The organism is Belliella aquatica (assembly GCF_014637795.1).
Lineage (GTDB): Bacteria > Bacteroidota > Bacteroidia > Cytophagales > Cyclobacteriaceae > Belliella > Belliella aquatica.
This window is the reverse complement of sequence record NZ_BMFD01000026.1, coordinates 1-18,979: the sequence shown is the minus strand read 5'-3', so window position 1 is coordinate 18,979 and position 18,979 is coordinate 1. Positions and strand designations below refer to the sequence as shown.

The window sequence follows — 18,979 nt, the reverse complement described above, 5'->3', positions numbered from 1 at the left end:
TTTTTTTTTACCATTCCCAAAGGGCATTTTCATAATCTAGAAGTTTGTATTCAAACTCCAAAGCATCAAGAAACGCTTGCAATTCAGGATTTGGATGTGTGGGATCAACCATATCTACGATTAATGCATCATCTCTATTGGTATACTTTCTCACTACAGATCGAAACAACCTTAAATCAAAAACCTGGTCATATCCTAGATTTTTGGAGGCATTCTGAAAATTAATCCATTTGGCTTCAGGATGATCTACAAAGTGATTGTAGAAGTCCTTGAATTTAATAAAAGCGATGGACTTCTGACCTGCATTTGAGTTAGATTCAGACGGCATTACCAATTCAATGTATTTCACATCAAACTTTTGCTGAGAATGATGCTTGTCGAAGATAAAGTCTTCTCTAAAATCTAAGTAATACAAATTCTTCACGAAGAGACTATCTCCATTAGCAGCAATCCAGAAATTATTCTGAAATTCCGCAATTGATAATGGTTGTGTAAACTCTTCATCTGCAAAAACCTCTAAAGCGTTCTCTTCTACGACAGCTTTATAAATATTATTTACGATTCCATCAGTTTTGGAATCACCAGAACCATACAGAGGAAGATTATATTTTTCTCTCAAATCTATCCTTCTCCAAACACCAATTTGATACATTTTATCATCTTCTCTAATCGGTCTGATCGAGAAAACCGTGTCAACTTTGAATTGTCGGTCACCTGTTCCAGATGGATTCATACTGGTAGGAACCTGAGAAAAACCATCAATACTTAGGTAAAGACCCAAGAATAAGATTAATCCCAATGTTTTAGCATGTCTTTTCATATGCTGTTCTATTTAAGTCCTTGTGGACGTGATGTTATTATCTGATAGCAATTCTAATAATCTGCGGTCTGGCCAAAGGCATTTTAATCTTCCTATTTTGAAAATTAGTTCTTGTTATCTCAGTTACTCTGACAATAAATTGATCTCCAGCTTTTGCCTGTTCTGCAAGATTTCTGATTCCAACAGTTTCACCTGTTATATTTACAGAACCTCTAGGAACCTCGCTTCTTACTAATGTAATTTCACCACCTGTAACTTCAAATTTAGCATCTCTGGCCATAGTTCTAGCAAAGGTTGGCTCTGCTTCTGCTTTCACCAAAATTGATTGTATAGGAGCTATACCTTGACTCAAATCAATTGGACCTTGAGTTGTTGAAGGTACAATCGTTGGCATGGGAACTGGTTTGATATCATAAGAAACATCACCAATTCTATTTCCTCCACTACTTACACCAATAACCGTTTTTCCAGAAGGACCTGGGATGATGGTAACTTGTCCTGGTCGTGTTCCTGCAATGGCCTGTCCATTAGATACAGCAAAAGAAGGCGAATAACTATTTCCTAAAGCAGGAACATCAATCATCAAGTCATTAGCACAATCAGCATAAAGTTGATTAACCACTTCTGAAGTTACTCTAATAACGGGCTGAGCTACGAAATATTCATATTCAATAGGAAGAATTTGATCTTCACCACCAACATTGGTTACAATTTCACCCTTAATCACTCTTCTAGATAAGCCTCTGTCATCATATTGTCCAGGAGTTGCAGTAAATTCTATTTTACCAAAACCGTCTTCTACATTTACCTCTCTCCCATCTATTGTCATCTTTGGAACATCCGAAGATGAACTCGAGGCAATAAACATATCTGCCTCAAACTTTGTCCCTGCAGCTACCACATTAGATAAGGCAGCAATTCTAGCTTGAACAATATCTGCTTTGTAATAGAACGAACCAATCGTATTTGTAATTGCTACCAATGACTCACTTTCAACATTTAGAACTTCATTTTGAAATTGAGAAATCAAAGTCAATACAGCTCCAATCGGTGACTTCACGAAGGTAAGGTTCACGAAATCCTTGGTTCTTACATCTGGATCATTTTTGAACAAGTCGATTTGATCTGCGTCTTTGGCAATCGGCTGAAACGTCATGTCAATGCCAATTTCTTTCAACATAGAAGAAACTTCCTGAGGATATGTGTTCAAGATTTCCTGCATTTCATATCCTTTTTTATTGTTATTAAAGATATTTCCAGGAACATCGACATTTTTCAATGCAGATGTCTTGTACATTCCTTGATCATCTTTCGCATTAGAAACGGTGATCAACTCTTGTTTCATTGATTCTAGGTAATTGAAAACCTCAGCTGTTTTTTTGCGAAGTTCTTTAGCTACCTCTACTTTAGGAACATCTTTTTCATTGTTCCCTTGTTGTTCTACTGTTCCAGCAATTGACTGAACAGCAAATTCATTTTTTAGGATATAGTTTTTCGAGGTTCTTTCGAGACCATCATTTATCAATACGAACTTCTGAAGGATCTGATTACTTACCTGTAGTGCTAACAATGCCGTCAACACAAGGTACATCATTCCAATCATCCGTTGCCTTGGTGATTCTTTTCCGCCGGCCATATTATTTATCTAAAAGATTAAACATAATTTATTTAAATAAGGCTTAACCTTTCATGGCTGATAACATGCCACCATATATTTTATTCAATGAGCTTACATTAGCATTTAATTTTGCCAATTCATTTTTGAAAGCTTCTGTTTCTTTTCCTGCTTCATTTAATCCTTCCAAAGCAGAAGTCATATTGGAGTAGAATTTATTCAAAGTCTTCACATGCGAATTCGCATCTTGCAATTCCATTTCATACACATTATTCAGAGCAGATAGATTTTTAGTAACTGCAACTACTTGTGTATGGTATTCTTTGGCATCAGCTGAAGCAGATGACATTTCTGTCAATGCGGCAGCCGTTTTACCATAAGATTGATTGATATCTACTAATGTCTTGGATGCTGACTTTACATTTTCTGCATATTCATTTGTAGCTACAGCAGCATCTGACAATTTACCCATTTTTTCAGCCGAAGAAGCCAAGTTTTGCATTCCTTTTCCAAGGCTTTCTATCAATTCAGGACCAATTTTGGCGTTAGCAAGCATCTCATCTAATTGTTGCGTAGAACTTGGACCTGAAGCTACTTTTGCAGCAGCTCTTCTTTCAGCAGGTGTATCTCCTGCTAATTCTGGATAAACTTTCGTCCAATCTAACTCTTCATGCTTAGGTTCAAAAGCAGATAAGAAAAATATCACCGCTTCTGTAGAAAGACCAACACCAATCATCAAACTGGCAAAAGGCCAATCCAAGATTTTAAACATCGCCCCAAGAATTACTACAGCTGCACCGATACCATAAATTTTCGGCATGATAGAGCCGTAAAATTTATACTTAAATGATTGTTTATTCTGTTCCATTTTAATTAAAAGTAAATAGTGTTTGTGATTAAGTTTTTTTTGAGATAGTAAATTAACGTTGTCTTCTTCTATTGTTGCTCACGTTCATAGATCCTGATCTACCGATAAATGTCATCGTCGTTCTGAATCCAATATGAGCTGTTTTAACATCTTGATATTCATAAATTCTTGTACTTGTCTCTAAATAGTGAGCGATATCTTTCCATGAACCGCCTCTAACTACTTTTCTGGATTCCCCTTCTTTGGTGAATTTCGGATCTAAATCCCAAGTCAATGCTGTACCAACTTCACTGAAATCATCCAATACCCATTCAGAAACATTCCCTGACATGTTATACAATCCAAAACCATTTGGTGCAAAAACATCTACTGGCGCGGTGTAAGAAAAACCATCGTCGATGTAATTTCCTCTACCTGGCTTGAAGTTAGCCATCAGACAGCCTCTTTTATTTTTCAAATAAGGACCTCCCCAAGGATACTTTGCAACATCTTTTCCTCCTTTTGCAGCATATTCCCATTCTGCTTCAGTTGGAAGTCTGAATGGTGGCATTTCAAAGTCAGATTTATCATTCGCATTCATGTGATAGGTTCTCCACTCACAATACATATTTGCCTGCTCCCAACTGACACCTACTACAGGGTAGTTGTCAAAAGCAGGATGGTCGAAATAGAATTCCATCAATGGATCTCCATAATGATAGGAAAAACTAGAAGTCCAAACAGTTGTATCAGGTAGAACCTCGTCCAAATTGAATTGCGGAGGATCTTTCAATGTAGTCGGGGTAGCATAAGAGTATTCTCCAAGTCTAACTGCTTCTACAAATTGTCTGTACTTATTATTGGACACTTCATATTTGTCCATATAAAATTCTGAAATGGTAACTTGTCTATTGAAAGCAGATTGCGTGGTAGCAATGTCCTCATCAGCCTGACCCATCCAAAAAGTTCCTGCCTTCACAGCAACCATATCAATTGGGAGATTTTGTTGCCAACCAACTCTTTTGGCGACCCCAGTTACTTCTCCTCTCCTATTGTCCTTCTCACTTGCAGAACCTTTCTTTCCAAAAAGTCCACAACCTTGTAAAAACGAGGCTGTTAAAACCATCGCAATCACTGGAAAAAACCTTGAAATCATTTTTTTATACATAAATGACACTAATTAAGTTATATAAATAACTGTTCTTTTTTTACTTACAACGAAAGCGAAATTTAAACGAAAATCTGAGAAAAACACTAATATTTTGCATAATTTCTTTTAAAACCTATATCTCGGGGTCCTTTGTATTACCCTTTGAAACTCCCTAGAAACCTGAGGAAGATTATAGGTCAACATAAATTCATGGCTTGTGGGAGACTTCGCTTCCAAACCTCCAACTACCAAATCAAATGCATAGCCTATCCTCAATGAGTTATCTTTTAACAAACTATATCCCACCAACAAGGATACAGATTCTTCACCTCTATAGGCAAAACCACCACTAACCTTTTGATTATGTGTGGCTATAACGCTAACGTCGTATGAAAAATTATTAAAAGAAACAGTTTTTAAAAGAATGCTTGGCTCAAATGTCCAAAATGCGAATGTTTTTATTCTATATCCAGCAGTCAAATAACTATGATTCTTCAAAGTGTTCTCAATTGCTCCATCGCCAAAGTCAAAACCTGGCTCGTTTAGATGTTTTGTGCTCGCTCCTATATAATAGTTTCCATTGTCATAAATAGCACCTAAACCAAAATTCACATTCATCTGCGTTTCCCTTCCTCCTAAGGGAACACTTGGATCTGGATTTACTAGGTTCAATTCATCATATTTTAGTGTACTAGAATATATTCCTCCTGACAAACCAACACTAAGCACGCCTCTTCTTAATCTTTTATGATATCCCACCGACAAGTTTACTTCTTGATTACTTGTAGGACCAATGTTATCATTGACAAAGGTCAATCCATAGCCTAGATTAAGGTCATCCAAAGAACCTGAGGCCGTCAGAAGTTGTGTTATTGGTGCTGGACCATTAGAACCTGAGTAATTAGCCCATTGCGTTCTATGTAGTGCAGAAAAATTGTAACCTTTTTCTTTTCCAGCAAATGCTGGGTTATAAAAAAGCCCATTGTACATATACTGTGTAAACTGGGCATCTTGTTGCGCTGTCACTTTTACGGACAGGGTTGCCGCAAGCAGGAAAATCGGTAAAAATTTAAGTGAGAAGGTTTTCAGCTTATCCATGTATCAAAAGATTTTATCTTTTCAGATTCTATTCTACACAATTAAACTGAAAAACCCCATAAAAGATTGAAAAGATGTTATAAATTATTTGCCTTTTTTATATATAACTCTAAAGCACCTGTCATACTAGGAGCATTTGGCATCGGAGCTTCTATATCCAAGATCAAGTTTTCCTCTCTTACAGCTTCTGCAGTAGTCGGTCCAAATGCCGCAATTCGCGTATTATTTTGCTTGAAATCAGGAAAATTAGTCATCAGAGATTTTATTCCAGAAGGGCTAAAGAATGCCAAAACATCATATTTAATATCCCTCAAATCCGATAAATCAGCTGCTACAGTATGATAAATAATAGCTTCCGTAAAGTCTATGTTGTTTTTTGACATGTAAGTAGGAATCTCATCCTTCCTAATATCAGAGCATGGAAACAAATACTTTTCTGATTTATGCTTTTTAAAATAATCAAATAAATCAGATGCTGTCTTTTGTCCAACGAACAATTTTCTCTTTCTGATTACTATATATTTTTGAAGATAATGTGCTGTTTGGTCTGAAATACAAAAGTACTTCATGTCAGCGGGCATTTCGATTTTGGACTCTTTACAGATCGTAAAAAAATGATCTATAGCATTTCTACTTGTAAAGATGATAGCGGTATGTTTTAATATTTCTATTTTCTGTTTCCTAAAGTCCTTAATAGAAACTGGCTCTACTTGTATAAATGGCCTGAAATCAATCTTGAGATTGTATTTTTCAGCAAGTTGAAAATATGGAGAAACATCACCGCTCGGCTTAGGTTGTGAAACTAATATGCTTTTTACTGGGTTGAATCTGTCTTTGGAAGATTTACTCATTTTGTATCGCTTATCCTTTTAGTAACCTATTATAAGATTTACTACCCCATGATTACCTTTGAGATGATCAAAAAGGGCACTAATTCCGCGGTGCAAATGTAAGCAAATAAATGGTAATTATTGAAAGAGACTCTATTCATCATAATAAACATCAGCAGTACCACAGCTACTAAATAAGACCAAAAAAAGATAATTAAAGACCAATTTAATACTAGACTTAATATATCTTGTCTATTTAATGCATATATGGAAATAATTATTACCAAAATTATCATTAAAACAGACACTACTCTCAGTAAATAAAAAAAATGGGCAAATTCATTTTTTCCTAATTCATATATTAATGTCATGAATTTGATAAAGAGAAACTTAAGGATAGTGACTACAAACAATCCGAGAGTTATTATCAACCAATAGAGAAAGAGTTCATTTATATCCCCTTTTATAAGCTCATTCAGCCTTCCAAAGCCGACTTCTTTTACTCCGACCATCGTGATTAGCGCGACAGTAAGATTGTTTATGATGATGAAAAAGATAATATCGAGTGAGAAGAATTTTTGTATTGCATTTGACTCTGAGAAGTCTTCAGCTGTAAAAATTAATTGAGGATTCAATATATATTGCAACACTAAGGGATAGATAGCTTTATAGATTGCAGCAAAAAACAAAATACAAATCAGCGCCAGAAAAAAGAAGTCATAAAAACCATCTATTTGCCTTACTTCCATTTTCATAGAAGATGGATTTTCCACATTTAAAGGCAAAAAACTGTCATTGTCAAACAACCCTTTTTTTATAGAAACTTCAGATGTATTAATGTCATTTTTTAAAACTGAAAAATTTACCCTTACCTCTTCTTTGAAATCAAACTCTTCCCAAAGTTCTTCTATTGAAATTTGTACAGTAGTGTCTTTTGGAGAGTAAAACCAAAGCACGTTACCCAAAAATACCGTAGACTCAGAAGGTACTGTGGCTATAAAACTTGCGCTAGGAAATGTACTTATGTCAAGTGAAACTTGAATTATTTCTGAAGATTGAAACCATCCTGACTGCTTCACATAGGCAAGTTTGGAATCGTAATTTTCTATGACTTGTCCCATCAGCTGAAATTGCATAAAAAATAAGCTCAGGATTAAAATCAAATGTTTCTGAGATCTATTCATAAAGTTTAAAATCTACCTGTATATCCAAAGTGGATTTTTGAAAGGTTAAGTGCGAAATCTTGACTATTGGACATGCCTAAAGCATAAATAAAATTGAAAATACCTCCACTTGTCTCTAAACTAAAACCTAACCCTGTGGCTAGAGGAAAGTCAGTCTGAAGATCTTGTACATTATTTTCTATTCTGCCAGCATCCACAAAAATCATAAAATAAGAATACGTATCAAAATAGAATCTCGGTTCCGCTGTAAAATAGATGTAATTATTGGCAAAGAAGAAATTTTCATTGAAACCTCTGATCGATCTAAGCCCTCCTAGCCTATACAAATCATTGCCCAAAAGGTTTTCATTCACCAAAACCCCAGCAGAAGCTTTGGTCATTAGCCCCCAATTATTACTGAAATAGAAATGCTTGAAAATATCACTCTTTATATAATACTGGATTGTTTTTCGTTCGAGCCCTTCGTAAACCACCGGCGGAAGCCCCGTATTTTCCAAGATTTCTTTGTTACCAATTGCAAATTCTGCTTGACCGTAAAACCCTCTTCTAGGCATCAAAATATCGTCTAGTTTGGTCAATTGATAAGATACCCCGTAATTATTGTATCTAAAATCTGCAAAATCCGGCAACTCTTGAATTTCTCTCAAATTGGAAGTGGCCAATAAATCCCCTGATTGCCTTCTCCCAAAAAACTTGATGTAACTATCCGATTTGAATCTGTAACCGAAATCCAATCTGAAGTCTCGATTCAAAAAGGTAGTATCTTCCTTTAACAGATAGAATGATGCTCCTATATCAATCATCGAGCCTAATACCATTGGCTCAATCGCACCAACTCTTAAATTTTGGGAATATTGACTTAGCCTTTGCCAATTGAGATTATAATTCCTTCCTTTTCCTCCCACATTGTACAATCCCAAATCAAACTGACCAGTTATCAGAAGTTTGTTCTCTTCAAATTCGTTGGGTAGAAATCCAATAATTCCATCTAGGGTATTGATCTTTCTGTCATTGATTGGTAGATAAAGGGTAGCTTCTTCATTTTGGAAGCTAATCTCTGGTTCGCCAGCCCACCTCAGATAAGGTAAATTCTTGATTTGGCTGACTGCTTGCTCTATTTTTCTTTGGGAAAATGGCTCTCCAGGTAGAATCTGAAGAAACTTAGCCATGTACATTCTTTTAGTTTTTGAATTTCCGCTGATTTTTACGGTATCAAAAGTGATATAAGGACCTAAGTCTATATTTAAAGACCCTGAAAAACCACTTTCATTTCTTGACAAGCTATCCAATTTCATCGCAGCGAATGGAAATCCTTCATTTTCTGATTGACTCAAGATTTTATCAAAAAGTTTTACAATTTCCTGATATTGAAAGGGCCTATTTTCAAATCGCTTTTGATCATATCCTGATCGTAACAATAGAGCCGGGTCGAGATTTCCCTTTCTCAAATCTACCCAATTGAAGATCTTTCCAGTGGATACTTTGATTGAAAGTGTATCTCCTTTTAATTGTCTATCAAATTCTGTCGCTCCTAAATAGCCACTAGCATAGAGTTCTTGAAAAATTACTTGAATTTCAACTTGTCTTTGTAGAGAATCTGCAAAACCTAAAAACTCTGACCTATTGACTTCCCCTGAAATTTCATATTGCAGGTATTTCTCCTCTTGGGCAACAAGAGCATTTCCTGTCAATAGATATAGGATTAGAATAAAAGCTGAATTTTTCACTTCAATTGGAACTATGATTCAATTTGTCGCTATCACTTTTGGTAATCGGAATAGCTGCTTAAAAATAAGGTTGTTTTTGATACTTCTCGACATCTAATCTATCTTTATGCACTAAACGAAATATTTTGGCTGGTATTTATATTCATATCCCTTTTTGCAAACAGGCTTGTCATTATTGTGACTTCCACTTTAGTACCAATCTGACTAAAACTCAGGAAATGGTGGATGCGATTACGCTTGAAATAGAAAAACGAAAGGAGTATCTCCCAAAAAACTCCATTATCAACACCATCTATTTTGGAGGAGGAACTCCTTCTTTGCTTTCAACAAAGCAACTTGAACAAATCCTGGTAGCTATTTCAAATCACTTCATCTTGGATTTGGAGGAATTGACGATCGAAACAAATCCCGATGATCTCAAAAAAGAAAAACTGAAAGAATTGAGGAGCATCGGAATTGATAGATTGAGCATTGGAATTCAAAGTTTTGATGCCCACATTCTCAAATATTATAATCGAGCTCACAATGCTGAGGAATCACTGCAAGCTATTGATTTGGCTAAGAATGCAGGTTTTGAAAAATTATCGATCGATTTGATATATGGTTTTCCTTCAGAAAGTCATCAGCTATGGGAAAAAGATCTAGCGATCGCTATTGAACAAGATCCTGGCCATATCAGTAGTTATTGCCTCACCGTAGAACCCAAAACTGCTTTAGGAAATTGGGCTGAAAAAGGAAAATTTAAACCTGCCTCAGAAGATTTCGCAGCAGATCAATTTGAAATGCTTCAAGAAAGCATGGAAAAAGCAAATTATATTCAATACGAAATTTCAAACTTTGGCAAGAGCGACCAATTTGCAATTCATAATAAAAACTACTGGCTAAATATCCCTTACCTTGGCATTGGTCCAAGTGCACATTCTTACGATGGAAAAGAAAGAGGATTTAATATTGCCAACAATTCTAAGTACATCAATGCCCTTAAAACTGAATCCATCCCATTCACTGTCGAGCCGATGTCATCCGAAGATTTGGTTAATGAATATATCTTAACTTCACTCAGAACCATCTGGGGAACTGACATCGAATTCCTCAAAAACAGACTAGGCGATAGCTATTTGACTGACAAAGCAAATTTACTTTCTCAGCTGCAAAGCGAACTACTTTTAGAAATCAAGGGCAATCATTTTCTACTGACCAAAAAAGGAAAGCTTTTGGCAGATAGTATTGCAGCTTCTCTTTTTATCTGATAAATTAGCTTACTTTTGAAATAGATATGGAGAAGTACAAAGATCATTCGGGGAGGAGAAAAGATGTCGCACCACTTCAGGAGGCTTTCGACGAGCTGCTGAGAGCATACAGGCTAAAAGATAAATTTGACGAGCGTTTATTGATTCAAGCTTGGCCAGAAATGATGGGGAATACTGTGGCCTCGAGGACTACTTCTGTTTATATAAAAGAAAAGAAACTTTTTGTACAAGTAACTTCAGGAGCTATCAAAAAAGAACTGTCCATGAACAAAACAAAAGTCGTGGAGATTGTGGAGCAGAAGTTTGGAAAAGGGGTAATCACAGACATTGTTTTTCTGTAATCACCCCAAGTATTTAATCTTGTTCGCCAAAAACTCGTCGCATAAGCACAGTAGTTCTTGCCAAGGGATCTTTACGAATATTCAATTCCTCTTCAGCAATCAACTTAAAAAGTCCATCGATTGCTCTGTTGGTGACGTAAGAGTTTAGATCTGGATCGATTTTTCTATTCGTCAATGGAATCGCATTATAAGTAGTAGCGATATCGGTGTAATATTTTGTAGCCCCAACTTCATTGAGTGATTCTTGAATTCTTGGCTGAAACAATTCAATCAATTGCGTCTCTGTCGTTCTTCTCAAAAAGGCAGTTGCAGCATCTGGTTCTCCTCTCAAAATAGCAAAAGCATCTTGGATGGTGAGTTGCCTGATTGCACTGATGAAGATTGGCTTTGCCTCAATAGCTGCTTTTTCTGCGCCTCTGTTAATCGCTAAAAGTGCTCGGTCTACTTCCGAACCCAATCCAATTTGTCTCAAGGTTGCTTCTACTCTTCTTGCATCCTCAGGAAGCAGGATTTTAATCAATTCATTCTTGAAAAACCCATCTGTGACGGAGGCTTTGTCTGCTCCTTTGCTAATGCCTTGAACCAATGCTTCCTTCAAGCCTGAGGAAACTTCCGGTTGTGTCAGAGGCCCCTGTCCTCCAGCGGCTTCCAGAATTCTATTCAAATCCGCCGCAGTGCACGAAGCAAGCAGTAGAACAACAATGATCGAAAAACTAAGTGATTTGCGCATACTAAACTTTAAAGATTTTAACATTTTTTTATACTTCTACTGGTAAGCCTTATCGGGATAATTAAGTTTGTTTGTGTATTATTGTACTCTATAATACAAATGCTTAAGCTCCCAAACCTAAATATCGGCAAAATAAGCCTATTGGTTGCCATTATGACTTGGCTAGCCTTGCTTTTTGTTGATATCACACGACTTTTTGGGAACCTTAATCAAATGGAATCAGGTATTGCTCCTGAAATATCCTACATTTTAGAGATACTTTTCTTTATTGTCGTTTATCTTTTTTTCAATTATTCCATTCAGAAAAGTGAAAAGAATAATTTCATTGATCTAATCTGGCGTGGAGCGACCACCGGACTCGTTGCTACAAGTATATCGATAATAATTTCTATTTTCTATTATTTGCTTGGTGACAGTAGGCTTGCATCTGATCCTTTACTTCGAAATGTGTTTTACCACATTGACTTTGCTTTTGTTACATTATTTCTAGTATCATGTACTTTATTATGGAAGCACTTGATTCTGTATCAAAGAACCAAACGTGTCGTTCAGCAATGGCAGGCATTTGAAGTTGGACTTTTGATAAGTATGTTTTTTGTTTTTTTCAATAGAAACACACTCGATTATAGCTTTCTTTTTGGTCTTGCTGTTTTGGTTATTTTCGGCGCATCCCTTGCAGTTAATTTAAAATGGATTCCTTATTTAACTTTCAAAGAAAAATGGAAGTCAATTCTATTTTTGGTATTTATCCAATTTTCGGCTGCCTATTTATTTATCCAAGTTTTAAGTTACAGCGAAGAGAATTCCATTTATTTGAATCTTACTGACAACCTCTTTCTATTGTCTCTTTTTTCTTTTGTTTTCATTTATGCAATTTTCAGCTTTTTGGTAACGCTATTCAACTTACCTACCTCGTCTGTTTTTGAGCAAAAGCTAATCGAAGCGATCAATTTCCAGCGGTTGAGCCAATCTATCAAGCCGGGGCAAAATGAAAATCAAGTGCTAGACATTCTTATGGATTCTTGTATGAGTGCAGCTTATGTAGATGCGGCTTGGCTAGAACTAAAAGAGCATGATGAAAAAAGCAGCATCATTCACCAACGTTATCTTAGTAACGAAGAGCAAGTAGTGCTTCAGAAATTAATTGGAAGCAGCAAACCATTTTCAGATTTCAAGTGGGATGACAAACTGCAAGACAATAAAACCTACACGGGAAAAATCAATGATTTAAAATACAAATCTGTCATGATGATTCCTTTGACGGTCAATAAAAATACCATTGGAAGGATTTTCTTATTGAAAGAAGTGAAGGATGGTTTCAATAAAGAAATGATCAACATCATTTCCACCTTTGTTGGACAAGCCTGTATTTCAGTAGAAAATCACAGACTTCTCAATGAAGCTTTGAAAAACGAGCGTTATAAAGAAGAACTATTGATCGCGCAGAGAGTTCAGAGAAGTCTTTTACCATCTGAGCTGCATCATGACTCCACTTTTGAAATTCATGGCTTCTCAGAGGCCGCTGACGAAGTAGGTGGGGACTATTACGAAACACAAAGCTTGGGAGAAGCTGAATTTGCTGTCATCATAGGTGATGTTTCAGGCAAAGGGACTTCCGCAGCTTTCAACATGTCACAGATGAAAGGGGTTTTCCATAGTTTGGTACAACTCAACCCAAGCCCCAAAGAATTTTTAGTCAAAGCAAATATGGCATTAAGCCATTGTCTAGAGAAAAACCACTTTATCACCACTTCTTATTTTATCATCAATACAAAAAAGAAAAGCATACGATATGCGAGAGCTGGGCATTGTCCAACGCTGTTTTATGATGCTGAGAAAAATGATTCGGAGTATTTGGACATAGATGGGATGGGGCTCGGTATCCTTCGGAATAGTAGCTTCGAAAAGTACATTCATGAAAAAGAGGTGTTCTACAAAAAGGACGACATCTTAGTGCTATTCACCGATGGAATTGTAGAAGCCAAAAATGAACACTCGGAAGAATTTGGCTATGAAAGGCTTAAAAATGTGCTAACTGAGAATCATGAGCAAACTGCAGCCGAAATTCAACAAAAATTAATCGATCAAGTTTATGATTTCATCGGGTCGAATACTCTTCCTGATGATGACTATTCATTATTGGTCATCAAATTCAATTCATAACTACTCAGCTTCAAAAGCGTATACAAAAACATGCTAAAGATTGAAACAACGAAAGAGACTAATTACCACCTTATCCAATTAATAGGTGAGGTAGATGCTAGTAATTCTGTAGAGCTTGATGAAGCCATTGTTGACTTGATCGAGCAGGAAGCCAAAAATATCCTGATAGACGGAACACAACTAGATTATATATCTTCCGCAGGATTGGGGGTTTTTATGTCTTATATTGAGGATTTTGAAGAAAAAAACATCACCCTTGTCATCTTTGGTCTCAATGAAAAAGTATTTCAAGTTTTCAAAATATTAGGTTTGGATCATCTGATCAATATCAAGTCAAAAAAAATCGAGGCCGTACAAGAAATCGAATGAAGCACGAGCTAAAATTATATTGTGACACGACGAGGCTTTCGGATTTAAGGATTTTTTTAAGCGAAATTCTTCAGAACACATCCCTGAGTGAAATCGAACAACACCAAGTAACATTGGCGGTGGACGAAGTGTGCGCCAATTTGATCATTCATTCTCATGGCTGCAATGGAGAGGAGTTCATACAAATAGGTGTCGAAAAAGATGCTGGACTGCTCAAAATTGAAATCAGAGATTCTGGAGAAGGCTTCAATATCACCGAATACAGAGAGCCTGAGATCAACCATGTCAAAAAAGCTAAACGCAAAGGTGGATTAGGTATCATTTTGGTCAAAAAAATCATGGATAAAATCGAATTTGAGACTTCAGGAAAACAAAATACCTGTAGGTTATTCAAGAATTTGAAATCCAAATAATTGTTAATTCTTTAAGCTTTATGCTTTATTGCAAAAATATTCTTCATTTTAATTTGTAACATTGCAGTATCATTTTCAGCATGTCATCAATATGAAAATCAAATATTTCTCTATTCCTCTATTGATTCTTGCCTATTCCTGTAGCCCAAAGGCTACGATAAAGCAAGAAGAAAATCAGGTAACTGTTCCTGTGTCACTTTTGACTTTAGGGAATGAGGAAATCTATGCAGATGAATTTTTACACATTCTGTCAAAAAACAGAGCGTTTCAAAGCAAAGAATCAAAAATCACAGAGGCAGAGTTTGAAGAGACTTTCGATTTATTTGTCAATTTTAAATTGAAAGTAAAAGAAGCTGAAAATGAAGGTCTGGCAGAAATAGACGAATTTCAGAAAGAATTCTCTATGTTTAAAGAAGACTTAATTCGTCCTTTTTTGATCAAAAACTCACTTCAGGAAGGTGAATTGATGAAAGCATATAACCGGATGCAGGAGGTCGTAAAAGCAAGTCATATTCTTCTTCAATTTCCTTCAAATGCTAGTCAAGCGGATAGTATTGCTGTCTTTAGAATGGCTGAGAAATTAAAAAGTCAATCAGAAGCTGGTGCTGATTTTAATGAACTCGCATTAGAGTATTCTGACGATCCATCTGCACAGGAGAATAAAGGTAGTTTGGGTTATTTTACAGCCCTTCAGATGGTTCACCAATTCGAAGATGCTGCTTTTGGTTTGCAAACAGGTCAAATTTCTGATCCTATCCTCACAGGATATGGATACCATATCATTAAATTAGAAGATAGAAAACCAAATCCAGGCGAAATTCGAGTTTCCCATATCTTAGTTCGCACACCTCCAAATGATCCTGTATCAGAAGAGCGCGCTTTGAGAAAAGTGGGGGATATATATACCGAATTACAAAAGCCCGAAAGTGTCTGGGAAGATGTCTGTAAGATGTACTCCGAAGATATGGGGACCAAAAATTCTGGCGGAATGTTATCTTGGATGAGCACAGGATCTGTAATCCCTGAATTTGAAAGAACAGCTTTCAGTTTAACAGAAATTGGAGAGATCTCACCCCCAGTGAAAACCCCCTATGGCTATCATATCATTAGACTTGAAGACAAAAAACCTTTGGCTACATTTGAAGAAATGGAGGAAATAATCAAATCAAAAATCCTTCGTGATAGCCGATCAACATTGATTCAGTCTCAGGTTGTTGCAATTCAAAAATCAAGATATTCATTTGAAGAAAATGAAGCTTTGATAGACTCAATTGGAGTAATATTCAAAAATAATGTGAAGAATGATGCCATCAAATTGATCCAGAGCAAAGAGTGGAAAGATGAAATGATCATCAAAATAAGTGGTCAAGAGAAATCTGTCAGTGAATTGATGGATTTTATGGACAAAGCCGAACAAATTGTAAGAATAGGAGCAAATGATTATTTCACTTCTTGGTATGACAAATTCGTAGAAGTGAATCTGAATACTGCTGAAGAAAATGATCTAGAGGCCAACAACAAAGATTATCAGTTGATCTTAAAGGAATACAGAGATGGGATTCTTCTATTTTCTTTGATGAATCAAAATGTATGGCAGAAAGCACTTGAAGATAGTCTTGGTCAAATCACATTTTATGAAGAGAATAAAGACCGATATCAGTGGAATGAGCGCGTAGAAGCACTTATAGTGAAAATGGGTAAAGAGAATAAGACTGCAAATGTCAGAAAATTCTTGTCAGATAAGAAATATCAAAGCAACCTTGAAGCGAGGTTAGAAAATACTTTCCTCAATGACGATCCTTTGGCATTTACGATAGAAAACAACATCTTTGAGATGGAATCACATCCTATCTTGAGCAGAGCCATGACGAATAAAGCCTTTCAAGAAGTAAGTTTTGATGGGAAAACGTACTTCATCCTCTTAGGCAATAAGATTCCTGCAGGCCCTAAAAAATTCGAGGAAACTAGAGGGAAAGTGATTCAAGACTATCAGGAATATCTTGATAAATCTCTCTTAAGCAAATTAAAAAATAACTATATCATCCGCATCAACGAGGATGAAAAAAGAAGAGTCTACGATATTGTCACTAACAAATAAGCTTTATCTGCCCATATTGGTGAGCATTCTACTCAGTTCTTGCGATTTCTTCAAATTCAAATCGGAGAATAATGACTTAGATGAAAATCCTATTGTGGCTAGTGTGGGAAACCAATTGCTAAGGAATTCCGATGTTGCTTTTCTTGTAACGACAGGCAGTAGCAAGGAAGACAGCACAAATTTGACAAATAGATATGTCCAATCCTGGGTCAGAAAACAGCTGATGATTCTAGAGGCAGGAAAAAACATGACTTTCGATGAAGCAGAGTTAAATAGAAAACTGCTGGATTATAAGTATGCTTTGATGGTCTATGAATTTGAAAAATCTTATGTGACTTCCAATTCATCGGCAGAGATAAGTAATGCGGAAATTGAAGAATATTACGAAAATAATAAAGAAAGTTTCAGTCTCAAAGAGATTATCGTCAGGACAAATTTCTTCAAACTGGAAAAATCAAATCCTCAAAATAGACCTCTTGAAAGATTGTTAACATTAAATAGGGATAATGTAGAAACTAGCATTCGCCAAATCGCACTTGATCACGCTTCAAACTATTACATGGAAGATTCTACTTGGGTTAGATTTGAAGATGTGATTGTAAATACCCCTCTTGCGGCAAACAACAATAAAGTAGAACTTCTTAGGAATAGTAAATTAATCAAAGTGGATGATGAGATTTATTCTTATTATTTTAAGATTTTGGACTACAAATTGCAAGATCAAATTCCACCACTTGATTTTGTGAGAGAAGAAATCTCAAAAATCCTCACAAATAAAAAGCGTGTAGCTTTGGTGGAACAATTACAAAAAGATATTTATAATAGAGCACTAGAAAATAATGAGTTCAAAATATATGATTAAAATGAAATACATCCTTGCCTTGACAGGTCTTTTTTTATTTACAAACACGCTGATTGCGCAGGATAAAGAAAAAGAGACAACTCCAACAACTGGCCAAGTACTTGACAGGATCGTGGCGAAAGTCAATAACAGCATTATTCTTGAATCTGACGTTCAGAAAACTTATCTGGAAGCGATAGCTAATTCTCAACAGGGATTTGAAGCACCTACCAAATGTGATATTTTTGAATCGCTGCTAATTAGTAAACTGATGGTAGCAAAAGCTGAAATTGACTCAGTGATTGTAAGTGATGCCGAAGTAATGATTCAGGCAGATCAAAGGTTTGCCATGGTAATGCAACAAATCGGAGGAGATGAAAACATGCTTGCTGAGGTTTATGGAAAGACTTCTGAACAGCTGAAAGCTGAAATTACTGATGCTTTGAAAGAACAGATGATTGTAGAGCGTATGAAAGGAAAAATCACAGAAGGCATGGGGGTTTCTCCTGCTGAAGTAAGGAGATTTTTCTCTTCCATTCCAAGAGATTCTCTTCCATTTTTCTCTGCAGAAGTTACAGTCGGTCAGATTGTAAGAAAACCAGTCGTAAACGAGGCTAATAAAAATCAAGTCGCTGCTTTTCTGGCAGACCTTAAAAAGCAGATTGGAGAAGGGAAATCTGACTTTGCAACGCTAGCCGGTCAATACTCTCAAGACCCAGGCTCTGCTGTACAGGGTGGTGAATTAGGCTTTTTCAGAAGAGGGGAACTCGCGCCAGAATATGAAGCTACATCACTAGCATTGAGACCTGGTGAAATATCTGATCCTGTTGAGACCATGTTTGGATTTCACATGATTCAACTGTTAGAAAGAAGAGGAAATACTTTCAATACAAGACATATTTTGATCAAGCCAGAACCATCTGAGCAGGACATCAAAGATACTGAGAGGTATTTAGACAGTCTTAGAACTGTGATTCTTGATAAGAAAATAGAGTTCGCAAAAGCTGCAAAAGAATATTCTGAAGATCGAAATACTTCTGACAATGGGGGCTATTTCTCGGATCCAGGTTCAGGGTCAAATAAGCTAACACTTAGAACTCTCGAAGACCCTGTTTTATATTTCACTATCGACAGTATGAAAATTGGTTCTATTACCAAACCCATGCGTTTCGAAGATCCGAGAGAAGGTACTAAAGTCAGGATTTTATATTATCAAGACAGATATCCTGCTCACAGAGCGAATATGAATGATGATTATGAAAAATTGAAAGCTGCTACCTTGAGAAAGAAAGAAGATGAAATCCTCAGTAAATGGTTTGTCACTGCCAAAGAAGACGTTTATATAGACATTGACCCAGCATATGACGCTTGCAATGCTTTAGATGGCAAATAGTCAAAAATGGTAATGTGGTCAAAAATAGTTGGTGACTTTTGTTGAAAAATTTCTTAACATGCCATGCAGATTCGAAGAGGACGTAAGCTCTGCTGAGGAGCAACTTACCA

The 18,979-nt window shown here is 36.2% G+C and carries 17 protein-coding genes; 8 read left to right on the top strand and 9 right to left on the bottom strand.

What is annotated here, in order from left to right; genetic code table 11:
* Positions 1–7: 7 nt before the first annotated feature.
* The 8 genes from porN to IEV57_RS18615 all read right to left on the bottom strand — a co-directional run bounded on the left by porN (position 8) and on the right by IEV57_RS18615 (position 9,271).
* The gene (gene porN / locus IEV57_RS18650) at positions 8–820 is read right to left on the bottom strand and encodes a type IX secretion system ring subunit PorN/GldN (RefSeq protein WP_188444554.1); all 813 of its coding nucleotides are present in this window, start codon (positions 818–820) and stop codon (positions 8–10) included.
* A gap of 37 nt (positions 821–857) precedes the next feature.
* Positions 858–2,456: a type IX secretion system motor protein PorM/GldM gene (gene porM / locus IEV57_RS18645; RefSeq protein ID WP_188444553.1), complete on the bottom strand. Its 1,599-nt coding sequence runs from the start codon at positions 2,454–2,456 to the stop codon at positions 858–860.
* A gap of 43 nt (positions 2,457–2,499) precedes the next feature.
* Entirely contained in the window at positions 2,500–3,303 is an 804-nt protein-coding gene (gene porL / locus IEV57_RS18640) for a type IX secretion system motor protein PorL/GldL (protein ID WP_188444552.1), read from the bottom strand.
* Positions 3,304–3,355: 52 nt separating this feature from the next.
* The gene (porK, locus tag IEV57_RS18635) at positions 3,356–4,450 is read right to left on the bottom strand and encodes a T9SS ring complex lipoprotein PorK/GldK (RefSeq protein ID WP_188444551.1); all 1,095 of its coding nucleotides are present in this window, start codon (positions 4,448–4,450) and stop codon (positions 3,356–3,358) included.
* 108 nt (positions 4,451–4,558) lie between these two features.
* Positions 4,559–5,530, bottom strand: coding sequence for a PorP/SprF family type IX secretion system membrane protein (locus tag IEV57_RS18630; protein ID WP_188444550.1), 972 nt, complete (start codon positions 5,528–5,530; stop codon positions 4,559–4,561).
* A 77-nt stretch (positions 5,531–5,607) separates the two neighbouring features.
* The gene (locus tag IEV57_RS18625; protein ID WP_188444549.1) at positions 5,608–6,381 is read right to left on the bottom strand and encodes a uroporphyrinogen-III synthase; all 774 of its coding nucleotides are present in this window, start codon (positions 6,379–6,381) and stop codon (positions 5,608–5,610) included.
* Between the two features lie 41 nt (positions 6,382–6,422).
* Positions 6,423–7,544 (bottom strand): DUF4271 domain-containing protein, encoded by a 1,122-nt coding sequence (locus tag IEV57_RS18620; RefSeq protein WP_188444548.1) that lies wholly within the window; start codon positions 7,542–7,544, stop codon positions 6,423–6,425.
* A 5-nt stretch (positions 7,545–7,549) separates the two neighbouring features.
* Positions 7,550–9,271 carry a POTRA domain-containing protein gene (locus tag IEV57_RS18615; RefSeq protein WP_188444547.1) on the bottom strand — a complete coding sequence of 574 codons (1,722 nt, stop codon included), beginning with the start codon at positions 9,269–9,271 and terminating at the stop codon, positions 7,550–7,552.
* Between the two features lie 125 nt (positions 9,272–9,396).
* On the opposite strand from IEV57_RS18615, the gene hemW reads away from it, so the two are divergent.
* Together hemW and IEV57_RS18605 are read left to right on the top strand one after the other, a co-directional pair.
* The gene (hemW, locus tag IEV57_RS18610) at positions 9,397–10,521 is read left to right on the top strand and encodes a radical SAM family heme chaperone HemW (RefSeq protein ID WP_188444546.1); all 1,125 of its coding nucleotides are present in this window, start codon (positions 9,397–9,399) and stop codon (positions 10,519–10,521) included.
* A 26-nt stretch (positions 10,522–10,547) separates the two neighbouring features.
* Positions 10,548–10,862: a DciA family protein gene (locus IEV57_RS18605; protein ID WP_188444545.1), complete on the top strand. Its 315-nt coding sequence runs from the start codon at positions 10,548–10,550 to the stop codon at positions 10,860–10,862.
* Between the two features lie 13 nt (positions 10,863–10,875).
* Here IEV57_RS18605 and IEV57_RS18600 read toward each other — a convergent pair whose 3' ends face one another.
* Positions 10,876–11,592: a DUF4197 domain-containing protein gene (locus IEV57_RS18600; protein WP_188444544.1), complete on the bottom strand. Its 717-nt coding sequence runs from the start codon at positions 11,590–11,592 to the stop codon at positions 10,876–10,878.
* 99 nt (positions 11,593–11,691) lie between these two features.
* Here IEV57_RS18600 and IEV57_RS18595 point away from each other — a divergent pair, with 99 nt between their 5' ends.
* The 6 genes from IEV57_RS18595 to IEV57_RS18570 all read left to right on the top strand — a co-directional run bounded on the left by IEV57_RS18595 (position 11,692) and on the right by IEV57_RS18570 (position 18,869).
* Positions 11,692–13,755 (top strand): GAF domain-containing SpoIIE family protein phosphatase, encoded by a 2,064-nt coding sequence (locus IEV57_RS18595; RefSeq protein ID WP_188444543.1) that lies wholly within the window; start codon positions 11,692–11,694, stop codon positions 13,753–13,755.
* Positions 13,756–13,785: 30 nt separating this feature from the next.
* Complete coding sequence (locus IEV57_RS18590; protein WP_188444542.1) at positions 13,786–14,124, top strand: STAS domain-containing protein; 339 nt, start codon at positions 13,786–13,788, stop codon at positions 14,122–14,124.
* Complete coding sequence (locus IEV57_RS18585) at positions 14,121–14,537, top strand: ATP-binding protein (RefSeq protein WP_188444541.1); 417 nt, start codon at positions 14,121–14,123, stop codon at positions 14,535–14,537. Before IEV57_RS18590 ends, IEV57_RS18585 begins: the two co-directional genes overlap by 4 nt.
* Positions 14,538–14,628: 91 nt before the next feature.
* Positions 14,629–16,635 (top strand): peptidylprolyl isomerase, encoded by a 2,007-nt coding sequence (locus IEV57_RS18580; RefSeq protein ID WP_188444540.1) that lies wholly within the window; start codon positions 14,629–14,631, stop codon positions 16,633–16,635.
* Complete coding sequence (locus IEV57_RS18575) at positions 16,595–17,497, top strand: peptidylprolyl isomerase (protein ID WP_188444539.1); 903 nt, start codon at positions 16,595–16,597, stop codon at positions 17,495–17,497. Before IEV57_RS18580 ends, IEV57_RS18575 begins: the two co-directional genes overlap by 41 nt.
* Entirely contained in the window at positions 17,490–18,869 is a 1,380-nt protein-coding gene (locus tag IEV57_RS18570; RefSeq protein ID WP_188444566.1) for a peptidylprolyl isomerase, read from the top strand. Before IEV57_RS18575 ends, IEV57_RS18570 begins: the two co-directional genes overlap by 8 nt.
* The last annotated feature ends 110 nt before the right edge of the window (positions 18,870–18,979 follow it).

Coding starts and splice junctions, on each gene's coding strand:
- porN (WP_188444554.1), bottom strand. CDS start 820: ATGAAAAGACATGCTAAAACATTGGGATTAATCTTATTCTTGGGTCTT.
- porM (WP_188444553.1), bottom strand. CDS start 2,456: ATGGCCGGCGGAAAAGAATCACCAAGGCAACGGATGATTGGAATGATG.
- porL (WP_188444552.1), bottom strand. CDS start 3,303: ATGGAACAGAATAAACAATCATTTAAGTATAAATTTTACGGCTCTATC.
- porK (WP_188444551.1), bottom strand. CDS start 4,450: ATGTATAAAAAAATGATTTCAAGGTTTTTTCCAGTGATTGCGATGGTT.
- IEV57_RS18630 (WP_188444550.1), bottom strand. CDS start 5,530: ATGGATAAGCTGAAAACCTTCTCACTTAAATTTTTACCGATTTTCCTG.
- IEV57_RS18625 (WP_188444549.1), bottom strand. CDS start 6,381: ATGAGTAAATCTTCCAAAGACAGATTCAACCCAGTAAAAAGCATATTA.
- IEV57_RS18620 (WP_188444548.1), bottom strand. CDS start 7,544: ATGAATAGATCTCAGAAACATTTGATTTTAATCCTGAGCTTATTTTTT.
- IEV57_RS18605 (WP_188444545.1), top strand. CDS start 10,548: ATGGAGAAGTACAAAGATCATTCGGGGAGGAGAAAAGATGTCGCACCA.
- IEV57_RS18600 (WP_188444544.1), bottom strand. CDS start 11,592: ATGCGCAAATCACTTAGTTTTTCGATCATTGTTGTTCTACTGCTTGCT.
- IEV57_RS18595 (WP_188444543.1), top strand. CDS start 11,692: ATGCTTAAGCTCCCAAACCTAAATATCGGCAAAATAAGCCTATTGGTT.
- IEV57_RS18590 (WP_188444542.1), top strand. CDS start 13,786: ATGCTAAAGATTGAAACAACGAAAGAGACTAATTACCACCTTATCCAA.
- IEV57_RS18585 (WP_188444541.1), top strand. CDS start 14,121: ATGAAGCACGAGCTAAAATTATATTGTGACACGACGAGGCTTTCGGAT.
- IEV57_RS18580 (WP_188444540.1), top strand. CDS start 14,629: ATGAAAATCAAATATTTCTCTATTCCTCTATTGATTCTTGCCTATTCC.
- IEV57_RS18575 (WP_188444539.1), top strand. CDS start 16,595: ATGAAAAAAGAAGAGTCTACGATATTGTCACTAACAAATAAGCTTTAT.
- IEV57_RS18570 (WP_188444566.1), top strand. CDS start 17,490: ATGATTAAAATGAAATACATCCTTGCCTTGACAGGTCTTTTTTTATTT.